Origin of the sequence: Erwinia endophytica (genome assembly GCF_009295515.1) — a bacterium.
GTDB classification, from domain to species: domain Bacteria; phylum Pseudomonadota; class Gammaproteobacteria; order Enterobacterales; family Enterobacteriaceae; genus Erwinia; species Erwinia endophytica.
In genome coordinates, this window is record NZ_RQVV01000007.1 from 17,603 (window position 1) to 39,139 (window position 21,537).

Annotated in this window: 17 protein-coding genes; 10 read left to right on the forward strand and 7 right to left on the reverse strand. The window is 55.5% G+C overall.

The annotated features are described in order from the left end of the window. Positions 1–19: 19 nt before the first annotated feature. Genes kduD through EH228_RS01875 form a run of 3 tightly spaced genes read right to left on the reverse strand, consistent with a single transcriptional unit; the run spans position 20 to position 3,562 of the window. Positions 20–781, reverse strand: coding sequence for a 2-dehydro-3-deoxy-D-gluconate 5-dehydrogenase KduD (gene kduD / locus EH228_RS01865; protein WP_152320005.1), 762 nt, complete (start codon positions 779–781; stop codon positions 20–22). Positions 782–794: 13 nt separating this feature from the next. Continuing rightward, positions 795–1,934, reverse strand: coding sequence for a beta-galactosidase BglB (gene bglB / locus EH228_RS01870; RefSeq protein ID WP_152320006.1), 1,140 nt, complete (start codon positions 1,932–1,934; stop codon positions 795–797). 23 nt (positions 1,935–1,957) lie between these two features. After that, the gene (locus EH228_RS01875; protein WP_152320007.1) at positions 1,958–3,562 is read right to left on the reverse strand and encodes an MFS transporter; all 1,605 of its coding nucleotides are present in this window, start codon (positions 3,560–3,562) and stop codon (positions 1,958–1,960) included. A 316-nt stretch (positions 3,563–3,878) separates the two neighbouring features. On the opposite strand from EH228_RS01875, the gene adhP reads away from it, so the two are divergent. Further along, entirely contained in the window at positions 3,879–4,889 is a 1,011-nt protein-coding gene (adhP, locus tag EH228_RS01880) for an alcohol dehydrogenase AdhP (RefSeq protein WP_152320008.1), read from the forward strand. Positions 4,890–5,294: 405 nt separating this feature from the next. Continuing rightward, the gene (locus EH228_RS01885; RefSeq protein WP_152320009.1) at positions 5,295–6,311 is read left to right on the forward strand and encodes an alpha/beta fold hydrolase; all 1,017 of its coding nucleotides are present in this window, start codon (positions 5,295–5,297) and stop codon (positions 6,309–6,311) included. A gap of 63 nt (positions 6,312–6,374) precedes the next feature. Here EH228_RS01885 and EH228_RS01890 read toward each other — a convergent pair whose 3' ends face one another. Next, the gene (locus EH228_RS01890) at positions 6,375–7,394 is read right to left on the reverse strand and encodes an ABC transporter substrate-binding protein (protein ID WP_152320010.1); all 1,020 of its coding nucleotides are present in this window, start codon (positions 7,392–7,394) and stop codon (positions 6,375–6,377) included. A gap of 10 nt (positions 7,395–7,404) precedes the next feature. Beyond that, entirely contained in the window at positions 7,405–9,525 is a 2,121-nt protein-coding gene (locus EH228_RS01895; RefSeq protein ID WP_152320011.1) for a TonB-dependent receptor, read from the reverse strand. A 313-nt stretch (positions 9,526–9,838) separates the two neighbouring features. Between EH228_RS01895 and dgcN the strand changes: the two genes are divergently transcribed. Genes dgcN through EH228_RS01935 form a run of 8 tightly spaced genes read left to right on the forward strand, consistent with a single transcriptional unit; the run spans position 9,839 to position 19,092 of the window. Then, on the forward strand, positions 9,839–10,846 hold the full coding sequence (dgcN, locus tag EH228_RS01900; protein ID WP_152320012.1) for an N-acetyltransferase DgcN: 1,008 nt from the start codon (positions 9,839–9,841) through the stop codon (positions 10,844–10,846). Between the two features lie 2 nt (positions 10,847–10,848). Beyond that, positions 10,849–11,814 carry an N-acetyl-D-Glu racemase DgcA gene (gene dgcA / locus EH228_RS01905; protein ID WP_152320049.1) on the forward strand — a complete coding sequence of 322 codons (966 nt, stop codon included), beginning with the start codon at positions 10,849–10,851 and terminating at the stop codon, positions 11,812–11,814. Between the two features lie 23 nt (positions 11,815–11,837). Continuing rightward, positions 11,838–13,730, forward strand: a complete 1,893-nt coding sequence (locus EH228_RS01910; RefSeq protein WP_152320013.1) for an ABC transporter ATP-binding protein — start codon at positions 11,838–11,840, stop codon at positions 13,728–13,730. After that, positions 13,727–15,268, forward strand: coding sequence for a glutathione ABC transporter substrate-binding protein (locus EH228_RS01915; RefSeq protein WP_152320014.1), 1,542 nt, complete (start codon positions 13,727–13,729; stop codon positions 15,266–15,268). Before EH228_RS01910 ends, EH228_RS01915 begins: the two co-directional genes overlap by 4 nt. A 49-nt stretch (positions 15,269–15,317) precedes the next feature. Continuing rightward, positions 15,318–16,250 (forward strand): ABC transporter permease subunit, encoded by a 933-nt coding sequence (locus EH228_RS01920; RefSeq protein ID WP_152320015.1) that lies wholly within the window; start codon positions 15,318–15,320, stop codon positions 16,248–16,250. Next, positions 16,247–17,146, forward strand: coding sequence for an ABC transporter permease subunit (locus EH228_RS01925; protein WP_152320016.1), 900 nt, complete (start codon positions 16,247–16,249; stop codon positions 17,144–17,146). Before EH228_RS01920 ends, EH228_RS01925 begins: the two co-directional genes overlap by 4 nt. Positions 17,147–17,152: 6 nt before the next feature. Then, entirely contained in the window at positions 17,153–18,217 is a 1,065-nt protein-coding gene (locus tag EH228_RS01930; protein ID WP_152320017.1) for a DmpA family aminopeptidase, read from the forward strand. Between the two features lie 53 nt (positions 18,218–18,270). Further along, a complete protein-coding gene (locus tag EH228_RS01935; protein WP_152320018.1) occupies positions 18,271–19,092 on the forward strand; it encodes a M55 family metallopeptidase in 822 nt (273 codons plus the stop codon). A gap of 101 nt (positions 19,093–19,193) precedes the next feature. Here EH228_RS01935 and EH228_RS01940 read toward each other — a convergent pair whose 3' ends face one another. Both EH228_RS01940 and EH228_RS01945 read right to left on the reverse strand, forming a co-directional pair. Continuing rightward, entirely contained in the window at positions 19,194–20,747 is a 1,554-nt protein-coding gene (locus EH228_RS01940) for a serine hydrolase domain-containing protein (protein WP_152320019.1), read from the reverse strand. Further along, positions 20,744–21,484, reverse strand: coding sequence for an ABC transporter ATP-binding protein (locus EH228_RS01945; RefSeq protein ID WP_152320020.1), 741 nt, complete (start codon positions 21,482–21,484; stop codon positions 20,744–20,746). Before EH228_RS01945 ends, EH228_RS01940 begins: the two co-directional genes overlap by 4 nt. Positions 21,485–21,537: the final 53 nt, after the last annotated feature.

Below are 21,537 nucleotides of genomic sequence, written 5' to 3' on the forward strand. Positions count from 1 at the left end.
TTAAAAGGTACCGCGAGGATCAGCGCGCCAACCAGCCGCCGTCCACCGCAAGGGTATAGCCGTTAATATAGTCGGAGGCTTTTGACGCCAGGAACACTACGGGTCCCATCAGATCCTCAGGGCGTCCCCAGCGTCCGGCTGGGATGCGGGACAGAATTTCCTCGCTGCGCACCTCATCCTTGCGCAATTGCTCGGTGTTATTGGTGGCGATGTAACCCGGCGCCAGCGCATTAACGTTGATGCCATGTTTCGCCCATTCATTAGCCAGGGCACGGGTCAGTCCCATCACCGCGCTTTTGGATGCCGTATAGGACGGCACTCGGATGCCGCCCTGAAAAGAGAGCATTGAGGCAATATTGATAATTTTGCCTCCGCTCCCCTGGGCAATAAACTGACGAGCCACCTGTTGTGATAAAAAAAACAGCGTCTTGATATTGACGTCCATCACCGCGTCCCAATCCTGTTCGCTGAAATTCACCGCGTCGTCACGGCGAATAATGCCCGCGTTATTGACCAGAATATCAATGCGCCCCATTTCCAGGACTGCACGTTCCAACAATGATGGCAGCCGATCCTGCCTGGCCAGGTCGGCCTTCAGGCTGAGGAAACGACGTCCCTGGGCTTTCACTTCAGCGGCCGTTTCCAGCGGGTCGCTGCGGTTGATAGCCACAATGTCACAGCCCGCCCGCGCCAGACCTGATGCCATGCTTTTCCCTAAGCCGGTATTACATCCGGTGACGATAGCCACCTTCCCGTGTAGGGAAAAATCGTTCAGGATCATGCCGTACCCTTAGTTATAAATAGACGTGCAGGTATTCCACCAAACACAGTATCGCCATGGCCTGACCATAAGGCATGGAGGTGAGTGGTATCTGGCGGTAGAAATCAAGGTCTTTCCCCATCCCGGTACCGAAGGAGACCTGGGTCAGTTCGCCGTCCGGATTAATCCGGGCGATGATCCCCTTCAGCGCTTTTTCCGCCACCGCGATATAGCGAGAATCGGCATAGTGACGACGGGCGGCTTTCAGCATGCCGAAGGCGAAACCTGCGGTTGCTGAGGCTTCAAGATATGAGTTCGGATCATCAAGCAATGTGTGCCACAGGCCGCTTTCATCCTGACATTTTTCCAGCGCTGCCAGTTGGCAATCCAGCACCTGCTGCAGAAAACGGCGTGTTGCATCGTTTTCCGGCAGATTGAGCAGGTCGAGAAATTCTGGGATAACAATTGTCAGCCAGCTGTTACCGCGCGCCCAGCGGGCCTTGGCAAAGTTATGGTGACCGTCGAAAGTCCAGCCGTGGAACCACAGACCGCTTTCTTTATCCATCAGATGCTGGGTATGCAGCATGAACTGGTATTTAGCTTCTTCGATATATTCCGGATGATTCAGCAATTTACCAATCTTGGCCAGCGGCAGTACGGTCATCATCAGCGTGTCATCCCAGAGTTGCTGATGGTTCTCTTCCGCCAGGGTAATGTGCTGCAATCCCCCCAGCTCAGTCCGCGGCATGGTGTGCATTATCCAGTCCGCCCAGCTTTCCAGGTAAGGTAACCAGCGCGGATCTCGTGTTTCTTCATAACGATACGCTAACGTCAGGAACGGGCAAACGGTATTGACGTTACGGGTGGTTGAACCTTCGGCAAATCTATCGGTGAACCAGTCGTCAATAATTTGCTTCAGGCGGTCATCGCCCGTGTGCTGGTAATACTGATAGATACCATACAGACCGACGCCGTGCGTCCATTCCCAACCAGCCCAACCTTTAGTATCGATAACCCGGCCATCATCAAGACGCAATAAAAACTCACCGGTTTCGTCGGTAATGTTGACCAGATTATCGACCAGTTTGTTGATTAACTGATGAAGTTCCTTTCTTTCGATAAACCGCGCAGGCTGCCGCAGCAGCGGGCTGTGTTTTACCGGATATACCACCATAATGCACTATCCTCTGGAAACGACTAAAGTTGGCCAGGACGGGGTAAATTGTCGCTGGCATTATCTACAGTTGTCTCATCCGCCCTGGCAGACAGCGACTTTGCCGCTGGCTTGTGACGGTTGAGATACCCAATATTGTTGTTTCCCCACAGCGATTCGTAAGGCATACCAGCCAGCATCTCTACCGTAGCCCGTGCTTGTGGTGTGATGCTGTCAGGAACGATATCGCCCGCAGCACGCATTTTTTCTGTTTCTTCGCGCAGGATCTGGTGTGTTTTGAGATTCAGCTTGAAACTCAGAGAGATGGCGAAGCCCACTATCAGTACCAGAACGGTACCACCGCAAAGAATGCCGAGGATGGTGTGAATGACCACTGGCGGCTGCTCGTTACTGCCTGCGACAAAACCAGAGAATTGCATCAGAATCCCCACCAGCATTACCGCGCCAGCCTGAGATGCTTTGCGGGTCAGGGTCATTATCCCGGCAAAAATCCCTTCGCGCCGCTGTCCGGTAATCACTTCGTCAACATCTGAAATGTAGGTATAGATATTCCATGGAACATAGTTGATCCCACCACGGCCAAGGCCTGCGATGGCGGAAACTAACAGCAACAGGGAGAACACATCGCTCATTCCCGTGTAATAGAGTACGCCGTAGGACAGGGTGCTAAGGCCAAAAAGCACGGCCACCATGCGGTAAGAGGGCGCCGGCCCAAAGCGGATACACAGCGGGATCATGCCGATGACGGCCACGAACTGCAGAATCGCCATGGTGCCCATCAGAGTAGAGGCGACGGTGGCGCTCTGCATCAGAACAAACACCACGTAATAGGTGAAAACCGCGTTAAACACGTCCTGAGCGATATAGCCGCCGAGATACATGCCCAGATGCTGGCGGAAGATACGGATACGTAATGTGGAGAGCAGATCGATTTTCAGACGGTTCAGACTCTGACCCAGGGTCATTTTTTGTTGCTCATCAGCCAGCGCGGCGGCAGACTTTTTCTCCGCGGGTCGTTCCCAGGTAAACAGATAGACCATGACCAGTACCAGCGAGCACAGCAGCGAGAATACCAGGCTGGAATAGAAGAAAGAGAGCGGGTTATCTTTGCCAAAATAATTGAGCAGGATACCGGGTAAAAATGCTGCCAGAATGGCGGAAAGCTGGGCCAGTGCGATACGCGCACCGGAGAATTTGGTCTTCTCTTTAAAGTCGTCGGTCATCTCCGGCACCAGCGTTTCGTAAGGTACCAGGATCGAGGTATACACCACTTCGAATATCAGATAAGTCAGGAGATAATAGAGATAATTCATATCTCCCAGCCACATCAGGCTATAAGTGAACACCAACGGGATGCCCGTGAGGATAAAGAATTTGCGGCGGCCAAAGCGTTTGCCTAACCAGGTGACGCCGAAGTGATCGGTCAGATAACCCATCAGTGGGCTGGCTATGCCATCCACAACACGGGCCATCGCGAAAATAGAAGTAGCTTCAATCGGACTGAGACCACAAAACGTGGTATAGAAATAGAGCAGCCAGGAAGAGGTTAACGCCATCGTGCCAGCGCCAAGAAAGTCTCCCGATCCATATGCGAGATAATTTAACGTTCCAGGTTTACGTGTTGTCATAGTGTCCATCCTGATAAGCCTACTTACACGCCCGGCCCAATGTCGGGGGATGGGGCTAAAGTAGAATTATGCTAATCAGAAAACCTTTGCGATTTTGCCAATAGAGAAAGGTTGATGGCGGTCAGGGGAAGAAAATACCGGGCAGCTTCACTAATTTAATAAAATAGCGTTTCATTTTTATTGAATTAACATTTTGGCAATACTGATTTTTCCTGGTTGTGTCATGGCATCAATGTATTGTGTGTTTTAACGCAAATTTTTCCGATGAAATCCTCCAATATACAAGGGGATTTAACACTCAGAGAGGAAAAGGACAATGAAAGCTGCTGTGGTTAATCAAGATCATTCCGTTGATGTAGTGGAAAAAAAACTACGGGCGCTGGCGCATGGTGAGGCGCTGCTGAAAATGGATTGTTGTGGCGTGTGTCACACTGATTTACACGTTAAAAATGGTGACTTTGGTGACCGTACGGGCGTTATTCTTGGCCACGAAGGGATCGGCGTGGTGAAGGAAGTCGGGCCGGGCGTCACCTCGCTGAAGGTGGGGGATCGGGCCAGTGTGGCCTGGTTTTATAAAGGTTGCGGACATTGTGAATACTGTACCACCGGTAATGAGACGCTATGTCGTGATGTACAAAACGCGGGCTTCACCGTTGATGGGGGGATGGCTGAAGAGTGCATTGTGGTGGCGGATTATGCGGTAAAAGTGCCGGATGGTCTGGATTCCGCCGCGGCCAGTAGCGTAACCTGCGCCGGTGTCACGACGTATAAAGCGGTAAAAGTTTCTGCTATTCAGCCCGGTAAGTGGATAGCGATTTATGGTCTGGGCGGCTTGGGGAATCTGGCGCTACAGTACGCAAAAAATGTGTTCAATGCCAAAGTCATCGCCATTGATGTTAATGAGGCTCAATTGCAGTTTGCTGCTGAAATGGGGGCCGATTTAGTGGTGAACTCGATGAAAGAGGACGCGGCTAAAGTTATTCAGGAAAAAACCGGTGGCGCGCATGCGGCGGTGGTGACTGCGGTGGCGAAAGCCGCGTTCAATTCCGCGGTGGATGCGATGCGGGCGGGTGGGCGTATTGTCGCTGTTGGCTTACCGCCTGAATCAATGAGCCTGAATATTCCTCGTCTGGTGCTGGATGGCATTCAGGTGGTTGGATCGCTGGTCGGGACCCGGGAAGACCTGGCAGAGGCGTTTCAGTTTGCCGCAGAAGGAAAAGTGGTCCCCAAAGTGACCAGACGACCACTTGAAGACATCAACGCAATTTTCACTGAGATGCAGGAAGGTAAAATCAAAGGCCGGATGGTTATCGACTTCACCAAGTAAGTAACCGGTCAGGCCGTTTACGGAGAGAAAATCTCTTCTTTGTAAAAAAACAGGCGCCTTGTATTAAGCTGGCGCCTGTTTCGCTGAGGATGTTGAGCGTTTTCAGGCATTCATAAAGAAGCTTGAACGCTCGGGAGCTTCTTGCTCCAGCAGGCAGCAAAGGCTCTGCCACAATAATGAGAGCAACCAACCGATATTGTTCAGCATGACCCTTTCCTTTTAATCTTCATTTACAAAATAAATGTACCCTGAAAATGAGAAACCGCCATGCTGAATCACTCTTTTTTACGATGGAGTTTGGTGCAGCCCTCATTCTACCCGTTGATCAATTAGTGACATCATTGTTTAGCATGACCCTTTTCACTTTTCTATCCCTGAACAGGGATCCTGTTGAGGATTATTCGCGTGTTAAATATTTTTCGCTGTCTGCTGTCGCTGGGCATCCTGGCGGCGTTCACCGCTGGTGCTGCTGATAGCGCCACACCGCAGTATGGTGCTGAACTGCAAGGTTTTAACTTCCCTTACCCTATTGAGAAGTTTAATTTTTCTTCACAGGGGCAGCCCCTGTCCATGGGCTTTATCGACATCAAACCGCAGGGAAAAAAAGCAAATGGTCGTACGGTGGTGTTGATGCACGGTAAAAATTTCTGTGGTGTGACCTGGCAGGATTCTATTGACGCACTGAGCCAGGCGGGTTACCGGGTTATTGCGCCGGATCAGATAGGTTTCTGTACCTCGACCAAACCGGCTCACTATCAGTACAGTTTCCAGCAGTTGGCGTTCAATACGCATCAGTTGCTCGACAGTCTGCATATTGACCATATCACCCTGGTGGGACATTCGACCGGCGGTATGCTGGCAACCCGCTATGCGCTGATGTATCCACAGCAGGTGGAGAAACTGGTGCTGGTCAACCCAATAGGTCTTGAGGACTGGAAGGCGAAGGGCGTACCGTGGCGTAGCGTTGATGCCTGGTATCAGCGTGAACTGAAAACCTCGGCGGCCAGTATTAAAAAGTATGAATTGAACACCTATTACGTCGGCAAGTGGAAAGCGGAATATGACCGCTGGGTCACCATGCTGGCAGGGCTGAACAACGGGCCGGGACATAAACTCGTCGCCTGGAACTCTGCGTTATTGTACGACATGATTTTCACCCAGCCGGTGTACTACGAGTTTAAAGATTTAACCATGCCGACGACGTTAATGATTGGCACCTCGGATACCACCGCCATTGGCAGTGATATTGCACCGCCAGCGGTGAAAGCCCGGATTGGCCACTACAATGAGTTAGGCAAACAGGTGGCGAAGTTGATCCCGCATTCAACGTTGATCGAATTCCCAGGCATGGGCCACGCTCCGCAGATGGAAGATCCCGCAAGGTTTAATCAGGCGCTGATTAAGAATATTAGTCAGCTTTAAATTTGTATCGCGCAGGCCGATCCGATCATGGCCTGCTTTTTCCTGGCATAAAACGAACAGCCTTCACTCCGGCCCTTCAGCCCGTAAAATGCGTGCCGCTTCATCCGCTGTCAGTGGATAGTTAAAGAATCGCCGGTAGAAATCCTGGGTGGCTTTGACCATATCCAACCCTGGAAACAACTCTGGGTGCAGCGTCTTCGCGGCCCACAGGATTTGCAGTCCGGCTTCGGTTCCGTAGCGATCCCACGGGAACACCCCTGCTGGATTTTGCCATAGCTGATGGTTTTTCACCGCCTTCAGGCTGCTGAACAGCGAGGCGTAATCCGAATCAGCCAGCGTCCCCGCGCCCGCGCCGATAATGATGATATCCGGTTGCCAGGACAACACGTTCTCCGGCGAGATCTCCTTCATATTTCCGTCGACATCTGCTGCCGCGTTGCGGCCACCCGCCAGTTTGATCCAGGTATCGATCAGCGTATTGCGACCATCCACCTTTAGTGGGTGCAGCGAGGCGATATGCAGTACGCGCGGACGCTGGGCCGCACTCAGGCCGCCCGTTTTTGCCTGAACGACGGCAATCTGTCGATCCAGCCAGGCGTTATAATCTTGCGCCCGTTGTCGTGCCTGATCGGTGCCGATCACCTCGGCGGTGGTCAGCAGGGAACGCTTCATCGAGGGGAAATCATCAAAACGCATCACCAGCGTGGGTAAACCTGCGCGGCGATAGGCGGCGGTATCCGCATCATCCGCCGGAACAAACACCGTATCCACTTTACGCGCCAGCAGCGCCTCACTTGAAAAGCTGCGACCATGAACCGACAGCGCCTGATTCAGCGATGGCTGGATTTTAAACATCCAGGGGCGGTCTTTCACGTGATTGACCGTCGCCACTATTCTGTCGCCCGCTCCCAGCGTCATTAACAACGAGTGGTGGGCATACCAGCCATCGGCAATACGTTTCGCTTGCGGCGGAACCGCCACTTTATTGCCGAGATCGTCGGTCACGATGCGGGCAAAGGCCGGGTGGCTGGCGGCAGTCAGGCTTAACGCCGCCAGGAGCGGCAGGAACAGAAACTTGTTCATGAGCGCCTCATTAAAAGTTCAATTGCATAGAGACCTGCACCATTCGCGGTTCCCCTAACTGGGCGCTGGCATAACCTGCACCGCTGTAGCCGTTCAGACCACCAGGCACAATATTGCTCCAGTAGTGGCGGTTGGTGAGGTTGGTGATATCCAGGCGGAAGGTGGTTGCGGTATTAAACAGCGGTGTTTTGTAACTGCTGCCTATATCGACGGTGGTATAGCTGCCCACCCAGCCGTTATTGGCGTTATCGGTACTGCGGCGACCAACATAGTGCATACCGCCATGAATATCGGTTCCGCTCAGAAACGGCAAATCATAGGCGGCAAACAGACTGGCAGTATAGCGCGCCAGGCCAACTATTTGTTTATTGTCGGTACTGGCGCTGGCGGTATCGTGCAGACGCGGATCCAGCCAGGTCATCCCACCATACAGATGCAGGTTTTCAGTGAGGCTGCCATCGGCCATCAGTTCCAGACCACGATTGCGCTGGGTACCATCGGTAGCATAGTCGCCGCTGGCGGTGGTCCAGGCAAATGGGCGCTCGATCTGAAACAGGGCGGCGGTCAGCAGCATTTTATTCACCGCCAGTTTGCTACCGACTTCGACTTGTTTACTGCGGTAAGGCGACAGAATATTCCCGGCGTTGTTGGCGCCGGTCGGCGCGGTATCCCCCTGTTGCAGGCTATCGGCATAGGTGACGTACAGCATCAGCGGATCGACCGGCTTATACATCAGGCTGGCCGAACCACTGAATCCGCTATTGCTGGAGTCGCTGGTACGCTTGTTGGTTTTGGCATAATTAGCCGAACTGAGCAGGTTTTCGCTCCCGGCCAGCAGCAGGCTCCACTGTGGGGTAAACGTCAGTGTATCGCTGAGTAAAAATGCCTGTTGAGTCGCGGAGGCGGAATGGTAACGATGGGTAAAGTCAGGGTAGTCCGGCTCGGCAAACGCCTGTGGATTATCCAGTGAAGCGCTGCCCAGTGTCGAGGTACCACCGTGGACCGGATTGTAGTTTTTCCAGACAAAGCCGCGGATGCCTGTGGAAATCTGGTGATGCAGCCAGCCGGTATCCACTTCGCCGTTCAGATTGGCCAGATAACTGTTGATGGTGAAACGGCTGGCGGTGGCGGAAGAGGTGGTGGTTTTGTAGTGACCGAGGTTATCGGTAAAGGTATTGGTGACCGCCGTAGATTCACGGTCGGCGATTTGTCGCAGGACGCCCACTTCACCTTGCCAGTTACCATCAAAATCATGCTTCAGATGCAGGCTGGCGGTCAGCGTGTGGTTATCATCGCCAGCGTAATACTGCCCCAGATTCGCCGTTTTCGGATTAGGCGCGGAGGGGAAAGACAGACCGCTACCGAGCGCGAATTTGCCGGGCAGGCCTTTGGCGTAGAAGTGATAATAGCTGAAGTTAGTCTCCAGCACGGTTTTATCACTCAGGTTGGCATCTAACGCCAGGCTGAATAATTGACGGCGTTTTTTGCTGCCGCTGACGTAGCCATTCCCCTCGTCGTCAAGGAAATTGGCGCGATAGCGCAGGCGATCGTGGTCATCCAATGGGCCGCTGAAGTCACCGGCGACCAGATGGCTGAGGCCAGTACCCGCGCCAAACGTCAGGCTGTGTTGCGCGATATCGGTCGGACGTTTCGCCACAAAATTAAACAGACCGGCCGGATTGGCAGGGCCATAGAGCGATCCAGCCAGGCCATTCAGCACCTCGATATGGTCAAACTGTTCGGCGGCATAATCGGTGGTGGAAACCACATTCAGCCCATCGATCAGGGTGTTTTGTACCACGCTACCCTGCATACCGCGGGTTTGCGGACGAGCACCGTCACCCTGTACTGAAGGCATATAGCGATAAATATCGCTGATGCTTTTTAACTGCTGACGTTTCATTAACGTAGGGGAGACGACCTGTACGGAATAAGGTGTATTGCGGATCTCGCGTTTTCCCAGGTTACCTAATGTCGCCTGTTTATCCGGTGCGGCCACGTCACTGTCGGCGGCGGCAGCGTCAACGGTCAGTGTTTTTTCCTGAGAGGCGGCCTGGGCCTGTAGGGTCAGCAAAACCAGCATGCTGAGCGCACTTTTCTTAGCCCATAAAGACGGGGTTACTACGGTCATTTTGTTGTGATGCCTTGCAAATGGTCTGATCGCCATCGGGATGGGAACGGCTTTAAAAAGAGCGTAAAGGTTAACATAACGTTATGTAATATTGTATACAGCGAATTCTCTTGCCACGACTTCGGTGAAAACTGCTGATCAGCACCGTATTCACCAAGGATATGAAGGTTTAAAATGTGATTTTCATCACATTATCGCGTGGTAAGCGATAACCTGAGGTTATGCCCTGGCAATAAACAAGCATTATCCCGCCCAGGAGATAGGTGAAATAGTGTTATCAGGCAACTTTGCAACCTGATAAGAGACGTTACCCATGTTGATCCCGCAACCCTATCTGTTATTCCTTGGTGATGTTACCGATCCTTTGGCGGCCAAAACGGCGCGCGGGATCCAGGTCTGGCGGCCTGAACAGTGCGTCGGACAGATTCGCCTGCCAGGATGTTCTGTTTCGCTGGGGTTGGATGACCTGACGATTGATGCCGCTGTTGCCGCAGGGGCGAAAACGTTGGTGTTGGGTACCGCCAATGCCGGAGGTTATTTGCCGGAGCACTGGCTGGAGACAGTGCGTCGTGCGATTAAGGCGGGCATGAACGTCGCCAGCGGTCTGCACTATCGTTTGGTGGATAATGCAGAGCTGGTCGCGCTGGCGCAGACACACCATGTCACGTTGTTCGATATCCGCCATATGCGCCCGCAACTGAAGGTCGGCAGCGGTAAAAAGCGCAGTGGTAAACGTGTGCTGACGGTGGGGACTGACTGCTCTGTCGGCAAAATGTATACCTCGCTGGCGTTGGAAGCGGCAATGCGTGCGATTGGCCTGAAGGCAGATTTTAGGGCCACCGGTCAAACCGGTATTCTGGTCGCCGGTGAAGGTATTGCCATTGATGCGGTGATCGCCGACTTTATCGCCGGGGCGGCAGAAGCCCTTTCCCCGGAGAATGAGGCGGATCACTGGGACATTATTGAAGGGCAGGGCTCATTGTTTCACCCGTCTTATGCCGGGGTCAGTATGGGGCTTATCCACGGCGCACAACCTCACTGGCTGGTGATGTGCCATGAAATGCACCGTCCGCATATGCGTCATTTGCCGCACCAGCCAATGGTCAGCCTTGCTGACTGTGTCGAAGCCAACCTGCGAGCCGCACAGGTCACCAGCGATAAGGTGCAACTGGCGGGTTTCGCCATCAATACCTCCAATTTTAGCGAACAGGAAGCCCGTGATTACTGTCGGCAAGTGAGTGATGAGTTTGGTGTACCCGCCACTGATCCGGTGCGCTTTGGTATTGGCGAGATCGCGGCACTGCTGAAGGTGCGGGGGTGATGATGCGTCGGATGCAGGTTGAAGTTGTTGAACTGCCATTGGCACGGCCTTTTGCCATTTCCCGCGAGACGCGTACGGCGGTGACGGTGGTGCGAGTCACGCTGGAACAGCAGGGGTTTATCGGACGCGGCGAATGTACACCGACCGCCCATTATCACGAAAGTGCTGAAAGTGTGACCGCCCAATTGGCGGCGGTGCAGGAAGAAGTGGAAAACGGTCTGTCACTGACTGAGTTGCAAGAGCGACTGCTGCCGGGGTCTGCACGTAATGCGCTGGATTGCGCACTGTGGCGACTGGAAGCGGCATGCCACAAGCAAACGTTGTGGCAGCGCCTGAATGCCAGGCCGCCAGTGTCAGTCATTACCGCAGAAACGCTGAGCCTGGACCGTGTTGAGCAGATGGCCGCCGCGGCTGCCGATGCGGTTTCACGCGGGGCAATACTACTGAAAATCAAGCTGGATCGCGATTTAGTGCTGGAAAAAGTCGCGGCAATTCGCGCCGCCGCGCCGGATGCCACGTTAATTATTGATGCTAACGAAGGCTGGAGCGGGTTGGATCTCTACAGCCTGTTCAACGCGCTGACCCACTACAACATCGCGATGATCGAGCAACCGTTGCCCGCCGGGAAAGACGCGGATCTACAACGCTTCGAGCATCCTATTCCGATCTGTGCGGATGAAAGCTGCCACCACGTCGGCGATATTGCCGCCCTGCGTAACCGCTACGAGATGATCAACATCAAACTCGATAAATGTGGTGGCCTGAGCGAAGCGCTGGCGATGGTGAAAGAGGCACAGCGTCATCAGTTGCGAGTGATGGTGGGATGTATGCTCGGTTCCTCGTTGGCGATGGAGGCAGCGCTGCCGGTCACCGTCTCGGCTGAATATGTCGATCTGGATGGTCCCATCTGGCTGGCGGCCGACAGTGCGCCTTATCTTTCCTACCATCAGGGACGTGTCTGGCCCTGAGCCAGTTAGCCAGCGGAGCCACTATGACTGATATTCTCCTCTCTGAATCCGCGACCTCGCGATCCGGTCAGACGTCTCCAGTGTTGCAGGTGGACGATCTTAGCGTCAGTTTCAGCGGTCGGTCCGGCCGGAATCTGGCGCTGAAAGGCGTCTCGTTCACTATCAACAAAGGCGAAATTGTCGCGGTAGTGGGGGAAAGCGGTTCGGGGAAGTCTGTCACCTCGCTGGCGATCATGGGGCTGTTGGCCCCTTCTGCCACCATTGAACGCGGAGCGATTCATTTCAGTCCCCGCAGCGGCGTTCGCCATCCTTTACTGAACATGGCCGCTGATGAACGCCGTAAGTTGCGTGGACGCGATATGGCGATGATTTTTCAGGAGCCGATGACCTCGCTCAATCCGGTGTTACGGGTGGGCGATCAACTGACTGAGGCGCTGAAAGATCATCAACTGTGCGACAACAAAACGGCTCAACTGAAAGCCCGGGAACTGTTGCGTAAAGTGCGCATTGCTGATGTCGATCGGGTGATGAAAAGCCATCCACACTCACTCTCCGGAGGCATGCGCCAACGGGTAATGATTGCCCAGGCGCTGGCCTGCGATCCACAGTTGCTGATTGCCGATGAGCCGACCACCGCACTGGATGTCACCGTACAGGCCCGCATTTTGCAAATTCTCCGCGACCTGCAACAGCAAAGTGATATGGCGGTGCTGTTTATCACTCATGATATGGGCGTGGTGGCAGAAATCGCTGACCGCGTCGTGGTGATGTATCAAGGTGAGGTGGTGGAGCAGGGCAGCGTACAGCAGATTTTTAGCGCGCCTGAGCACCGTTATACCAAAGCACTGCTGGCTGCCGTCCCGCGCCTTGGTGACATGCAAGCCAGCCACTGGCCGCAGCGTTTTTCGCTACTGGGCGAAGGGCAAGTTAAAGAGGTCGGGGGGCAGAAAACCGCGCGTTATGAGGAAAAGCCGCTGCTGGATGTCCGGGGACTGAAGGTTTACTACCCGGTGCGCAGCGGGTTGTTCTCCGCGCTGACCCACCGAGTGCATGCGGTAGAGCAGATTGATTTCTGTGTCTGGCCTGGCGAAACGCTGGCGATTGTCGGTGAAAGCGGTTGTGGCAAATCCACTACCGGACGCGCGTTACTCCGGCTGGTCAACAGCGAGGCGGAGAGCATCCTGTTTCAGGGGGAAGAAATCACCCTGATGAAGGAACCGGCGTTCAAGCGGCTACGGCGCGAGATGCAGATGGTGTTTCAGGATCCTTATGCCTCGCTCAACCCACGTTTGACGGTGGGTTTTTCCATTGCGGAACCGCTGTTGTTACATGGTTTGGTGAAATCACTGGAAGACGCCACGCCGCACGTGCAGGCGTTGCTGAAAAGCGTGGGACTGTTGCCGGAACATGCCCGCCGTTACCCACATGAATTTTCCGGCGGTCAGCGCCAGCGTATTGCCATTGCCCGCGCAATGGCGCTGAAACCACAAATCATCATCGCCGATGAGGCGGTGTCGGCGCTGGACGTATCGATTCAGGCACAGGTGGTTAACCTGATGATGGATCTGCAACAAGAAACCGGCGTCGCGTGGATTTTCATCTCCCACGATATGGCGGTGGTTGAGCGTATCGCCAACCGTGTCGCGGTGATGTATCTCGGGCAGATTGTCGAAATCGGTCCGCGTCACGCGGTATTCAATAATCCCCAACATTCCTATACCCGCCGTCTGCTTGCTTCAGTACCCGTGGCCGACCCAGCCCGACGTACGGTGCGCGTGCTGGACGACAGTGAAATCCCTTCGCCGCTGCGCAAAGTTGGCGAAGACGTGGCGAAACTTCGCTACCGGCAGGTTGCCCCACAACACTGGGTGGCAGAAGGTGCTGCCTTTACTACCCCATCAGGAGAGACACCATGAAGCCGTTTGTACGCCGTACTGCTACAGCCCTTGGGCTGTCACTGTGTCTGGCTGGATTCGTCCAGGCGCAGGACCTGCGGATTTCCGCCTATGTCGATATTACCGGTCTCGATCCGCACGATACTTCGGACAACGCCAGTTATTCGGTGCAGAGCGGTATTTTTGAGCGGTTGTTCCAGTTCGACAACAAGATGAAGTTGGTGCCCTGGCTGGCGACGGATTACACCAGTAACGAGGATGCGACTGAGTTCACCCTGAACCTGCGCAGTGATGTGACATTCCAGGACGGTACGCCGTTTAATGCCGACGCGGTGAAAGCCAACCTGGATCGCCTGGCGGATCAGAGCAAAGGGTTGAAGCGCAACAGCCTGTACAAGATGATTAAAACGGTGACGGTGGTATCGCCAACTCAGGTGAAAATCACACTAAACCAGTCTTTCGGGGCGTTGATCAATACCCTGGCGCATCCGTCGGCGGTGATGTGGAGTCCGGCAGTACTCAAACAGTACCCGGATGAAGCGCAACTGCGCCTGCACCCTACCGGAACAGGCCCGTTCCGTTTTGTCAGTTGGCAACCCGGCAAAGCGGTCAAACTGACGAAATTTGCCGGCTACTGGCGTAAAGGCTGGCCGAAGGTGGATAACGTGATTATTTCACCGAGCCCGGAAGACGCCACCCGTGTGGCTGCGCTGAAATCCGGCCAGGTGGATGCTATCTATCCGTTGCCTTCTGATCTGGTCAACGCCGTACAGAGCGACAGCAAGCTGGCAGTACAGCGCGATGAAAGTATCTATCTGTATTACATGGCGATTAACACCTTGCACAAACCGCTGGCCGACGTGCGCGTACGCCAGGCGATCAATTACGCGATCAACCGTGATATCTGGCTGAAAGTGGCGTATGCCGGCATGGGGCAGCCAGCGACCTCCGCTATTCCACCTGCGGTGCAATTCTATGCCAAACAACGTGATCCGGATTACCACTACAACCCGGAAAAGGCGAAAGCGCTCTTGCAAGCCGCCGGTTATGGCAATGGATTGGTGCTGAAGTTGTGGGTGACCGATGCCACGACCAGCGTGCGGGCCGGACAGTTCCTCAAACAGCAGTTAGGGGCGGTGGGGATTACGGTGACGGTGACGCCGATGGATTCCGGCGCGCGTAACGCTAAACTCTGGGGCGTGAAAGACCCGAAACAGGCTGAGTTCGATCTTTACTACGGCGGCTGGTCGACCTCGACCGGTGACGCAGACTGGGCGATACGTCCGTTGTTTGCCTCCGGGTCTTGGGTTCCGACCGCTTACAATGTTTCCTATTACAGCAATCCGAACGCGGATAACGCGATTGCCGCCGCGCTGAAAACGGCCGACCCAGCCAAACGCGCGGCAGCCTACGCCGAGGCGCAGAAAATTATCTGGCAAGACGCACCGATCGCTTTCCTTGGTTCACCGGATAATCTGGTTGGCAGGAAGAAGAATCTGAGTGGGGTTTCGCTGCTGGCAGACGGCTCGCTGTTGTTCGATCAGGCTGAGTTTAAATAAATCCAACGGTGGCGGGAGCGATCCCGCTGGTATTAGCGGGAAATCACCCATGTTTGCTTATTTACTCCGACGTTTGCTGGAAATGATCCCGGTGTTGCTGGTGGTCTCGCTGTTGGTATTTGGTTTTATCAAATTACTACCGGGCGATCCGGCGCGTATCTATGCCGGCCCGGATGCGCCGGTTGAAGCAATCGAGGCGGCACGGCAACATCTGGGGCTTAACGACCCGCTGCCGCAGCAGTATTTGCACTGGCTGGGCGGATTGTTAAAAGGCGATCTGGGGGTCACTTATCGCACACAGCAACCGGTGGCAGCGGTGATTGCCCAGGGCTTTATGCCGACGATGTGGCTGGCGCTGGCGGGGTTTGCCTGGTCGGTGCTGCTCGGGTTGATTATTGGCGTGGTTTCGGCCCTGAAACGGGGTAAATGGCAGGACTGGATGCTGATGAGTATGGCGGTCGGCGGGATTTCGATGCCGCCTTTCTGGTTGGGTCTGTTACTTATCCAGTTTGTGGCGATGCCGTTTGGGGTGTTTTCGGTCAGTGGTTTCAATAAACCCAGCGATATTATTTTACCCGCACTGACCCTGGGGTCGTCGGTGGCCGCGGTCATGGCGCGCTTCACTCGTTCCGCCTTTCTGGACGTGGCGCAGGAAGACTACGTGCGTACCGCCAACGCTAAAGGATTGCGTAACCGACTGGTGACATGGAAACACATTATGCGTAACGCGTTGATCCCGGTGATCACCATGCTGGGGTTGCAGTTCGGCTTTTTGTTGGGGGGATCGATTGTGGTGGAAACCGTCTTCAACTGGCCAGGGCTCGGCTGGTTGCTGATCGAGTCGATCAAAAGTCAGGATCAGCCAGTGATCCAGGCGTTAGTGATGCTGTTTGTCTTTGAATTTATACTGATTAATTTGTTGGTGGATCTGCTGTATGCGGTGATTAATCCAGCGATTCGTTTGCGACAGGAGCCTGCATGAAGCCCACACCTGATGCCACGCTGGCTGGCAATGTACAGGGCCACAGCCGCTTACGTTCGCCATGGCGTGATTTCCTGCATCACTTAATCCGTAACCCCTTAGCGTTGATATCGGGTGGTTTTATCCTGCTGCTGGTGATGGTGGCGATATTGGCGCCGTGGATTGCGCCCTGGGACCCGATGGCGCCGGACTGGATGGCGTTGTCGTCGCCACCTTCGGCGGCACACTGGATGGGGACGGACGATCTGGGGAGAGACGTATTGAGTCGCATTATTTATGGTGCGCGCATTTCTCTGTACCTCGGTGTGCTGTCGGTGACGCTTGGCATGGTAGTGGGGATTATTCTCGGTCTGCTGGCCGGTTATTATGGTCGCTGGGTCGATATGCTGATCATGCGGGGCTCCGATGTGTTATTTGCCTTTCCGGGCATGCTGCTGGCGATTGCGGTGGTGGCGATCCTCGGGCCGGGCCTTAACAATGTGATCATCGCGGTGGCGGTATTCAGCGTACCGGTATTTGCCCGTATCGTGCGGGCGGCGACGTTATCACTGAAGCAGGCGGCGTATGTCGAAGCGGTGCGCTGTGCTGGTGCGCCGGACCGGGTGATTTTACTTCGCCATATCCTGCCGGGCACGCTCTCTAACGTGATTGTCTATTTCACCATGCGTATCGGTACCAGTATTCTGACTGCAGCAGGGCTGAGCTTTATCGGCCTCGGGCCCGAGCCGGATGTGCCGGAATGGGGCAATATTCTGGCAATGAGTCGGAATATGATGATGGCCGGACAGTGGCATGTCAGTGTTTTCCCCGGCCTGGCGATTTTTATCACCGTGCTGGCTTTCAATCTGCTGGGTGATGCTTTGCGCGATACCTTAGATCCGAAACTGAAAGGATAGAAAAGAATGGATTACCAACAGGCGGCGGTGGAGTTGTTACTGCAACGCTGGCAAACCACACGTCAGCTGGGCAATCCACGCGGTACACCAGGCGCCACCAACAGTCTTTGCGATGTGGCGGGGGTGCGCGTCGGTCACAGTACCCAGGCGGCGGGTGAACGACAGACCGGGGTAACGGCCATCGTGCCGCCCGGAGATAACCTGTTCATGCAGCCACTGCCCTGCGGCGCCGCGGTACTGAACGGTTTCGCCAAACCGGTCGGGTTGGTGCAAATTGAGGAACTGGGCGTACTGCACACCCCCATCCTGCTGAGCAACACGCTGGCGGTCGGAACGTTGTTTACCGCGTTGGTGCGTGAGGCGATTGAGCGCAATCCTGAACTGGGTCGCTCGCTGCCAACGGTTAATCCACTGGTGCTGGAATGTAATGATGGCTGGCTGAATGATATCCAGGCGCTGGCGGTGACGGAGCAGATGGCGCGGCATGCGCTGGCGACAGCGAGTACGGGTTTTGCCCGTGGCAGCGTGGGCGCCGGACGGGGCATGAGTTGTTTCAGCCTGAAGGGGGGAATTGGCACCGCATCACGGTTGATCCCGACCCTCAACGCGACGCTGGGCGTACTGGTGCTGGCTAACTTTGGTGCCCTGAACGCACTGACGCTGGATGGTGTGCGGATGGGGGAGGCGATCGCGCCGTTATTGCCAGAGCTGACGCCACAGCGCGATGCCGGTTCAATTATTATCATTATGGCGACCGACGCGCCGCTGGATGCGCGACAACTGAAGCGTATCGCCAGGCGTGCCGGTGCCGGATTGGGGCGGCTTGGCAGTTACTGGGGGCATGGTTCCGGCGATATTGCCGTGGCATTTTCCACGACGGCTACGCCACAACCACCGGACGAGCCCGAGCTGGAACCGCTGTTGGCGGCGGCGGCGGATGCTACCGAACATGCGGTAGTCGATGCATTGTTAACCGCGACGGCCGTGACCGGTTTTCGTGGGCACCATCGCCCTGCGTTGAGTGAGGTGTTGGATCGACTGGTTATCCTGTCGGCCTGTTCAGGCCATTAATTTATCTCAGCGCCGTACCCGGCGCCTGACTTATTGCTCAAGGAAATACCCTGATGAAAATCTTTATCTCTGCGGATATCGAAGGCATTGCCGGTGTGATGCGTCCGGAGCAGTGCAGCCCAGGCCATGCGGAATATCAGTTGGCACGCGGTCTGATGGAGCAGGAAGTCAATGCGGCGATTGACGGTGCGTTTGCCGGCGGCGCCAGTGAAGTGGTGGTGGCCGACAGCCATGCGCAGATGACTAATTTGCGGGCAGAGAACATGGATCCCCGGGCGCGTCTGGTACAGGGCAAACCTCGCGGTCTGTCGATGGTGGAAGGGCTGCAACAACTGCGGTACGACGGGATGATTTTTGTCGGTTATCACAGTGCTGCCGGCGAGTCTGGCGTGCTGGCGCACACCATCAACGGTCGGGCATTTTATCGGGTGAAGATCAACGGTGAAGTGATGGGTGAGAGCGACATCTATGCCGCGATGGGGGCTGAACGGGATACCCCACTCTGGTTGGTGACCGGCGACGATACGTTGGAAAAGTGGATTGCACACTACTATCCGTCCGTGGACTATGTTCGCGTGAAGCGGGCTATCTCGCAGACCACTGCCGAATCCCTCAGCCCGACAGCCGCCTGTGCTGCGATTCGCCTGGCCGCGGAACAGGCCGTTAAGCGGGGGCGTAAGGTACAAACCTCGCGTCTCTGCTCACCCTATACGCTGGAGCTGATGGTGGCCCGGCCAGTACTTGGCGATCTGTTCTGTTTGATCCCCGGCGTCGAACGGCTGGATGCGGTCACCGTGCGCTATAGTACCGCGGATATGGCGACTCTGGTCAGTCTGCTGAGCGCTTTCTCTTATCTGGCGACGACGCAGAATTAAGCCGCAAACGGAGAGTCGCCGTCATACCGCAAGCTGCCGGCGCATTGACTGCGCCAGCGTCCCTGATCGCTGAGCAGAGTTGACGATTCGGTCTGATGGTCTCACCCCTTCAGGACCGGCGCTGGCGTTTTTGGCCGGCATTCGCCTGATTGGGAACGTGGGGTATAGCGTATTATCCGGCTGCGATTAAGCGCTAACAGCAACTGATCTCCCTCTGACTGTACGGCAAAGCGTTTTTGCCACGGGCCATCCTGCGCGGTTGCCAGTAGCCGCCCGTTGCCTAATGAAACCAGACTGGCCGTAATAGCGGCCGGTCCGATGCCGATGGTCATTTTATTGCCCTCAATCAGCAGCTCGCTGCGCATTGCCACCTGGCTCCAGCGGCCCTGCACGGCATCCAGCGAGGCGCTGTCCGCGTTGGCCGGGACAAAGCGTCTGGCCGCCAGGCCGATTTCACCGGATAGGGTCGTGCCTTGCTGGGTTAAGCGTACCGGGAAGGTACTGGAGAGCGATATCGCTTCGCCGGGGTGCTGGCTGTGATACAGATTTTCGGCGTTGCCCAGCCAGTTAATGCTCTGCGCATTGACTTCCAGCCAGTCATAACCGTCTTCCGCCACATACAGGCCCGGAGTCAGGTCGTGGCCGCGTTGCGGCAGCGGCTGTCCCAGTAGCGCGCTGATCACCGCCAGAGCGGAATCCGCGCTGGCGACATCCTCACGGTTGGCGACCAGCGCCAGTCCGACTTTTTGTTGTGGCTCAAGCAAGAAATAACTCTTATAGCCAGCATGAGAACCACCGTGCCCCACCAATGTCACGTTGCCTACCTGGGTCTGTGAGATGCCCAGGCCGTAGCCGGTAGGGCGGCCATCGGCCAGCTTACGGGGGGCGCTCAGACGGGCCAGCGTCGTTTTCTCTTGCAGTAAATGTTGCAGCCACTGACTGAGCGCGGTCACGCTGCCAGTGAGACAGCCGGAAGCGGAAAGATGCAGGCCCGCGCTGGCCAGACGCCACTGATTATGTTGCAGCCAGTAGCCCGGCGCCAGCCCTGGCACGATATCAAACCAGGTTTCGGGCGCGCTGAAGCGCAGGCCCAGCGGCTGATTAATATGTTGCTGGATCAGATCGTCAAACAGAATGCCTTTGGCTTTCAGCGCTTCTTCCACCAGCCGGTAGCCGGTGTTGGAATAGGAAACTTCGCTGCCGGGCGGGTAGTTGAGGTCGCCCAGGTCGCTGAGCAAGGTCAGCAGTGAGGCGGCGCTGGTGGCGTTATACACCGACAGACCAAGTAGCGACAGAGTTTCACGCACATCCGGCAGACCGGATGTCATGTCCAGCGCCTGCCCTACCGTGACCTGACCATTTTCACCCTGCAACTGTGGCAGATGTTGCGCCAGTTTATCTTCCAGCCCGATCGTCTGCTGGCAGTAGCCAGTCACCAGGGCGGCGAAAATATGCTTGGTGATTGAGGCAAAGCGCACCACGGTATTCGCATCAAACACTGTGCCCTGCGCCAGGTCAGCCAGTCCGCCGCAACTGATACTGAACATGTTATCGGCATCGAACAGGGCAATGGCCCCGCCCGGCGCGCCATCTTTACCCCAGCCTGCGGTAATCTCCTCCGCGACCTGCCGGGCGTGCTGCCAGTTCAGCGTCATGTCGGTTCCTCCAGCGTGAGACTTAAATCAAAGAGTTCAGCCGTGTGTGGATGCTGGATCCTCCGGGCGCGTAGATCCTCAGAACTGAGTAGCTCAACCATTTTACCCTGTTGCATCACGCCAATTTGTCGGCACAAATGGGTCACCACGGCCAGATTATGGCTCACCATAATGTAAGTCAGTTTACGCTCTTCGCGCAGGTCGCTGAGCAGATTCAGAATTTCCGCCTGTACTGAAACGTCCAGTGCCGAGGTCGGTTCATCCAGCAATAACACTTCCGGCTCGGCGATCAGCGCCCGGGCAATCGCCACACGCTGGCGCTGACCGCCAGAAAGCTGATGAGGAAAGCGAAAGCGCACGGCGGCAGGCAGCCCCACTTCTGACAGCGCCTGCGTAATGCGTTGTTCCGCACGATCGATGCGGTGGATCAACAGCGGCTCATGCAGGATGCGATCGATGGTCTGTCGCGGATGCAGCGAGCCATAGGGGTCCTGAAAGACCATCTGTACCTGACGAAAGAAGTTACGGCTACGGTGGGCGGCAAGCGTCATGCCGCCAAATTTTATCTCGCCGTGCCAGTGGTGATTAAGCCCGGCCAGTGCTCGCAGGATTGTGGATTTGCCGGAACCGCTTTCGCCGACGATGCCGAAGCTGGCACCGTTAGCGACGCTAAATGACACGCCCTTTACCACGTCCAGGGCGCCGAAGGTGATACGTAAGTCGTTAATCTCGATCATTAACATTCCTTGTGGGGATCATCAATTTCCCCTGGCGGTGAGAAAGGCACGGT